This is a genomic window from Salidesulfovibrio brasiliensis JCM 12178, from assembly GCF_001311825.1.
Taxonomy (GTDB): domain Bacteria; phylum Desulfobacterota; class Desulfovibrionia; order Desulfovibrionales; family Desulfovibrionaceae; genus Pseudodesulfovibrio; species Pseudodesulfovibrio brasiliensis.
The window spans coordinates 21,305-27,304 of the sequence record NZ_BBCB01000038.1 but is presented as its reverse complement, the minus strand read 5'-3'; the positions used below and the strand labels follow the sequence as shown (position 1 = coordinate 27,304).

4 protein-coding genes are annotated in these 6,000 nt (G+C 57.5%); all 4 read right to left on the bottom strand.

Annotation, left to right across the window (positions count from 1 at the left end):
- Nucleotides 1-1,354: 1,354 nt before the first annotated feature.
- The 4 genes from JCM12178_RS10465 to JCM12178_RS10450 are packed head-to-tail and all read right to left on the bottom strand — an operon-like array spanning nt 1,355 to nt 5,967.
- Nucleotides 1,355-3,349 carry a magnesium chelatase subunit D family protein gene (locus JCM12178_RS10465; RefSeq protein ID WP_054651172.1) on the bottom strand — a complete coding sequence of 665 codons (1,995 nt, stop codon included), beginning with the start codon at nt 3,347-3,349 and terminating at the stop codon, nt 1,355-1,357.
- Between the two features lie 7 nt (nt 3,350-3,356).
- Nucleotides 3,357-4,385: a magnesium chelatase ATPase subunit I gene (locus JCM12178_RS10460; RefSeq protein WP_054651170.1), complete on the bottom strand. Its 1,029-nt coding sequence runs from the start codon at nt 4,383-4,385 to the stop codon at nt 3,357-3,359.
- 11 nt (nt 4,386-4,396) lie between these two features.
- The gene (locus JCM12178_RS10455) at nt 4,397-5,131 is read right to left on the bottom strand and encodes an ABC transporter permease (protein WP_054651168.1); all 735 of its coding nucleotides are present in this window, start codon (nt 5,129-5,131) and stop codon (nt 4,397-4,399) included.
- On the bottom strand, nt 5,131-5,967 hold the full coding sequence (locus JCM12178_RS10450) for an ABC transporter ATP-binding protein (RefSeq protein WP_054651167.1): 837 nt from the start codon (nt 5,965-5,967) through the stop codon (nt 5,131-5,133). Before JCM12178_RS10450 ends, JCM12178_RS10455 begins: the two co-directional genes overlap by 1 nt.
- Nucleotides 5,968-6,000: the final 33 nt, after the last annotated feature.

Below are 6,000 nucleotides of genomic sequence, written 5' to 3'. Positions count from 1 at the left end.
ACGCTGCTTCATGTCCGCACGCCTAACAAGGCTTTCGGAGCAATTCAGCATCTTCGCTACGTCTTTGACTTTCAACACTTCGGGCACCAAACGACCATCCTGATTGTTGGTTAACCCGCCTGCTTACAACGTGCGAAACGAAAATCTCTAGGTTCAGGGGTAGGTTTTTTGAAAATTTATATTCATTCAAATCATATGTTTATGAAAATCGTCAAAAAATGTCGTTTCGAAAGATGCTTTTCTGCTCATCCAGACCTTCTCCCTGACTGGTTAGGGAAAGAACTGAAAAGCCCCCTGAAGGGGCTCTTTTTTGGTGAATAAAAAAACGAGGAGGTGACTATGCTCTCTGCAAGGTGTGTACTCAGAACCGGTCGTCCCTGTCCGGGACGCCTAGCATTACGATAGATAAAGGGGCTGTCCTAAACCAACTCGGTTATCTAGGACTGCCCCTAAATAAAACAATCGGCACAGGGCCGGAACGCCGAACGGACACAAGGATATCTGCTTTCATTCCTCACTCTGAAAAGGCATTACCGCTTCAGAACAAGGAGGGCCAAGCCGCCCAAATAGGGCAACCTGTGGCGAAAGTCGCACACAAACAAAATACGGGATGAAGAATGCCCTGTTCCCAGTAAAAAGAGATCTCTTTTTTAATTGTCCATTTAATAGTGGATGTCACGCATAAGCGCATATGTCTTAAGCCTGCAACAAGCAGAAAGTGACCTTCGGGGAGGCTGGCAGCGGCAGGCGCGTAGTCCTGTCGTTCATCTGGCAAAGTTTGATGCGTTTAACCGGCGTTGGTTTCGGAAAGGGCGCCGTTTGTTTCGGAAAAACGGCGGTAAGCGTTGAAGCCGTGGGCTTCGTACGTCGTCATCAGTTCGGATTTCATCACGAACTTATGACGACCGGATCGGTGGTAGTGCCTCCTTTGTATCAAGGTTTATGGCTTTCCATACCACGTCACTTTCGGCAAATTCCAGTCACGGCCCCAGTTTTCTGAAGTTTTTTTGCCGCCAGTCGCCTGCCCGCAGGCTGGCACGGTCACCGGTCCGGTCAAGGCCAAGCCCTTCGGGCGGATTCCCTTCGGTCATTCGGCCTTGACCGAACCGCCTTACCCGTGCCGTGTCAATTTCAGGCGACGGTGACGGGGATGGCGGCTTAGGTCCGGGGGATGTTGGGATTATTTGATTACAGAATTGCATGTCTTTATGAAGCTGACAACTACATCGATCAGCTGAATGCCAGAACTGGCACAAGTGACAACATAAAGGAACCACGAGGATATATGGGGTTTGCTTGCCTCCTCCCATACAAAGCCGAGAGCGACATGGACACGAGCCTTAAGCACTCGTGGCTATCGATCAATGTCAGCCCGAATCGCCATATCCTGACGACGGATACAGTCTGCGAGTTGATCGCCGCGCAGGTCGGCCATTTTGTAATACTGGGCGTTCATCTGACAGGCTAAGCGCCGTGCCAGACCAAGATTGACCATGCCGTCCTGCTCAACATCGACCACAACGGGGTGCAGACGCGCGTCCATGCCGATACCGAAGGCCAGGCGTGAAGCCTCGGCCAAAGGATCCTTGTCGTCTTGTGAAGCATTGGCTCTGCCGTCCGTGACAATGACCAGCATGGGGATGGAGCACGGGTCCCGCAAAAGTTGCCTTTGAGCAACCTCGTATGCCTGTGCCAGACCCGCCGCAAGCGGGGTTCGGCCGCCTGTGGGCAACTCGGAGAGAAACCGGCGAGCCAGGTCGATACTGCGGGTGGGGGGCAGCAACTCCTCGGCTCCTTCGCCACGAAACGCAATCAGCCCCACCTTGTCGCGCTTGAGGTAGGCGTCCTGCAGCAACGAAAGAACCGCTCCCTTGGCCTCCTCCATTCGCCGCATTGCCCCCATGGAACCACTGGCGTCCACAGCCAGAATTATCAATGTGGAGGTCTTTCTTTCCCGAGCCTTTTCACGAAGATCCTCCCGCCGAAGCGCCAGCGCCAGTCCGCTTCCGGCACGATTTGATTGGTGGGGGGCAGCGGCCCGAAGAGTGGCGTCAAAGGCGATGTCGCCGGTTCCGCGCGGCAGGCGGCTGGAAACATACCGTCCGGCACGGCTTTGAGTGCGGGTTTTCGCGCGGCGACCGGCACTGCTGCGCGCAAGGCGATCCTTGGACGGCTCGATGCGACGGACGGAATACGATTCCCCAATGCCGAACATCTTTTCGGACGCAGGGCCGCCGTTGCCCTGCTGCGGGGGGGGCTCTCCCGGATCGACTTCTTCCGGATTGTGCTTCGGTGGAGGCTGGTCCGTCGGCTGAGGCGAGGCCGCCTGATCCTTATCCCGCTGCGGGCGCATGTCATCTTGCGCGGGCGGCGGAGACTTGTGTGGTGGCGCCGGACGCATGCGGTGCGCCAATGCCATCTCTGCGGCCTCATCCACATGTGTGGAGTCCACCGACCCGGCCTGATCAAGAGCGGCAAGGGCCAGCGCCGCATGGCGTATGGTCAATTCAGCCCGATGCCCGGCGGCGCATGCGTCCCGTGCCATGCAGCCGATGCGCCTTAGCAGGGAACTGGAGATTTCAATGGATGACACAGCCAGCCTCGCCCGCTCTATTCTTTTCCGGAGAGCCGTCTGGGCGGGTTCCCATTGTTCGGCGAAACCGATCGGGTCTGTTTCAAACTGCAACAGCCGACGCATCAACGTGACACGCTGCTCAACATCCACCAAGCCGACCACATCCACACACAGGCCGAAACGGTCAACCAACTGCGGCCCCGGCAAGCCTTCTTCGGGATTCATGGACCCCACCAGCACGAAACGCGAGGGATGCACAAACGAAACGCCTTCGCGCTCCACCCGGTTCCAGCCCGACGATGCGGCATCCAGCACCAGAGCGACTACGCCCGCATCAAGCAGATTGACTTCGTCGATATACAGAACGCCACGGTTGGCTCGTCCAAGCAGCCCCGGGTCCAACCGCACATCGCCTGTGCGCATGGCATGCTCGAAATCAAGAGCCCCGACAACCCGGTCCTCGGTCACCCCCACAGGCAGATCGACCATCCGAACCTGACGGCTTTCAACTTGCGCCGAGCCGTTTCGTGCCACGCACCAGGAACACTGCAGCCCATTGGGATCGCAGCCGAAAGGACATCCGGCTATGACATCTGCCTGCGGCATGATGGAGGCAAGGGCGCGCACAGCAGTGGACTTGGCCGCGCCTTTGTGCCCGCGAACGAGCACACCGCCGACCGAAGGCTGCACCGCATTGGCCAAAAGAGCCCGCTTGAGCTGCTTCTGGCCGACGATGGCACTGAATGGAAAAACCTGACGCGAGCTCCAGTTCATGCCTGCCTCACGCCTGAGCCAGCACGATTTCCAGTTTTTCCTGATGCACCCCTACATCCTCAAAAGGCTTGCGGCGCATGCGATGCCCCAGACACAACTCCGCTGCACGATGCACATGACCTTTGTCGACTGTCTCGACACCATCCCAGGCGGCCAGCGTTTGCGCACATTTCATCATGGTGATATCCGCCCTGTGGCCGTCCACATCCATGCTGACGGATATGGTGGCAATGAAACGAAGAAGGTCATCCGAGATGGTTACGAGCGGCAGTTGCATCCGCGCATGCTCGATTTTGGTCGCAATCCTTTCTTCTTCCCCAGCCCATTCCTTGACGAACCGTTCGGGCGCCCCCTCAAACTCCACCCGGCGTTTGACGACCTCCACCCGTGCATCCACGTCAGTCACGCCCGAAACCGTCACGCACAGCCCAAAACGATCCAGCAACTGAGGACGCAGCTCGCCTTCCTCGGGATTCATGGTCCCAACCAGCATGAACTGTGCGGGATGCGAAAAGGAAACGCCCTCGCGTTCCACCGTGTTCACTCCCATGGCTGCGGCGTCGAGCAGCACGTCAACAAGGTGGTCCTCCAGCAGGTTGACCTCGTCCACATAGAGGATGCCGCGATTGGCGCGGGCCAGAATTCCGGGTTCAAAATGCTTTTCACCATGCTTGATGGCCCGTTCAATATCCAGCGTCCCCACCAGCCGATCCTCTGTCGCGCCCACGGGAAGATCCACCACGCGGGTTGACCGTAGAACTGTCTCCACCTCTTTTGCTCCCGCATGGGCCTCATGGCAGGCGGCACACATGACGGAGGGATTGCGGGGATCGCAGCCATACTCACAGGGCAAGGTTTCAATCTTGGGCAAAAGCGCAGCCAGGGCGCGCACCGCCGTTGACTTTGCCGTCCCCTTTTCACCGCGGATCAAGACGCCTCCAAGACGCGGATTGACTGCATTGAGCAGCAGCGCGGTTTTCAGTTCATCCTGTCCAACAACGGCAGAAAACGGATAGTGCCTGTAGGTTGCTTCCACTTGCTGTCACCTCACATTCTACTTTTTGAAACACTGCGGCAGGCCATGTGATAGAAAATGCCCGCCATGACCAGAAGCGCAGTTGGGGCGGACCATCCGACCACACCCAAATCAAGAGCCGAGGCTCGCATGGCATCGGCTGCCAGAGAAATCGGCAGCCACTCGACTACCCACTGCGCCCACTGGGGCAGACGGTCCACGGGAAAAAAAGTGCCGCCAAGAAACGCCATGGGAGTGATCACGAAAGTTGAAAGCATCATCTGATCCTGATGCCCACGCACGACCATGGCCATCCATACGGCGAGGGAGGAGAACACCGTCCCCAGGAGAAAGACGGCGAACCAAAAGAGCGGCCCGGGAAAGGAGATCGCCCCCAATGCGATTCCCACGGCCACCACGACCATGACCGAGATCAACGCGCGAACGGAACCCGCGAGGGTTTCGCCCAGAACATAGGCCCGCCCGGAAACCGGGGAACACTGTACTTCCTCGAAAATCTTCCAGTAAAAGCGCGCCACATTGATCTCCGAACCGATGGAGTACCCCTGCATCATGCAGGTCATGGCGGCCAGACCGACCACGAGAAAACTCACATACGGGACGCCGTTTACATCTGCGCCATCCGCTGCATAGTTGAAAGCCAGAAGATACAGCAAAGGGGTTACGGTTATGGAAGCGACAAACCGGTGCTTGCGTCTGCGAAGCAGGAGCATCTCCCTGTAAAAAACAGCCCACACGCCATTCATTAGCCCACCTCGCTGTGTGTTATGCAGAGGTAGGCATCTTCGAGGTTAACCTGCCGCACGGTACGAACTCCCCCGCAGTCAAGCAGGTAGGCCTCGGCCTCCCGTCGTGATTCGAAATACCTGCTTCTCACGTCGTCTTCCTGCACCACATCCACCGCCCAGCGTCCCATCTCGGACATGATTTCCTTCGGCGTTCCGATCCTGACAATGACGCCCTTGTGCAAAAAGGCCACACGGTCCGCGAGATACTCGGCCTCCTCAATATAGTGAGTGGTCAGCAGGATGGCGGTGCCTTGTGCGCGAAGTCCCATCAACATGCTCCACATACGCTTGCGAATCTCCGGGTCCAAACCTGCGGTCGGCTCATCCAGTAGCAGAACGGCGGGACCGTGCATCAACGCCCGTGCAACCATGACCCGACGCTTCATTCCGCCCGAAAGCCGATCGACCCGAGAATTCGCTCTGTCTGCCATCCCCACAAGATCAAGCAACTCAAGTTGCCTTGATCTGCGGAGCGCTGAAGGCATGCCGTGCAGCCTGGCGTGGAAATCCAGATTCTCCGCAACGGTAAGCTCCATATCCAGATTCACGGCCTGCGGCACTAAACCGCACCGTTTTCTTGCCTGCACGGCTTGGTGAACCACATGCCGGCCATCGACGTATGCCTCCCCACCCGTAGGAGTGACCAAGCCGCTCACGATTCCTACCGTGGTAGTCTTCCCTGCACCGTTGGGTCCAAGCAAAGCAAAGATTTCTCCGGGAACAACATCAAGATCGATTCCCTTGAGAGCGCTTTGCCCAGCATATTCCTTGGTCAATCCTCGCAATTCAATCACCGTTGCCTCCATCGCATGCGCTGTGTAGCACGA

Bases quoted from the DNA above. Each gene is read 5' to 3' on its own strand.
- JCM12178_RS10455 (WP_054651168.1), bottom strand. From the start codon at position 5,131: ATGAATGGCGTGTGGGCTGTTTTTTACAGGGAGATGCTCCTGCTTCGC.
- JCM12178_RS10465 (WP_054651172.1), bottom strand. From the start codon at position 3,349: ATGAACTGGAGCTCGCGTCAGGTTTTTCCATTCAGTGCCATCGTCGGC.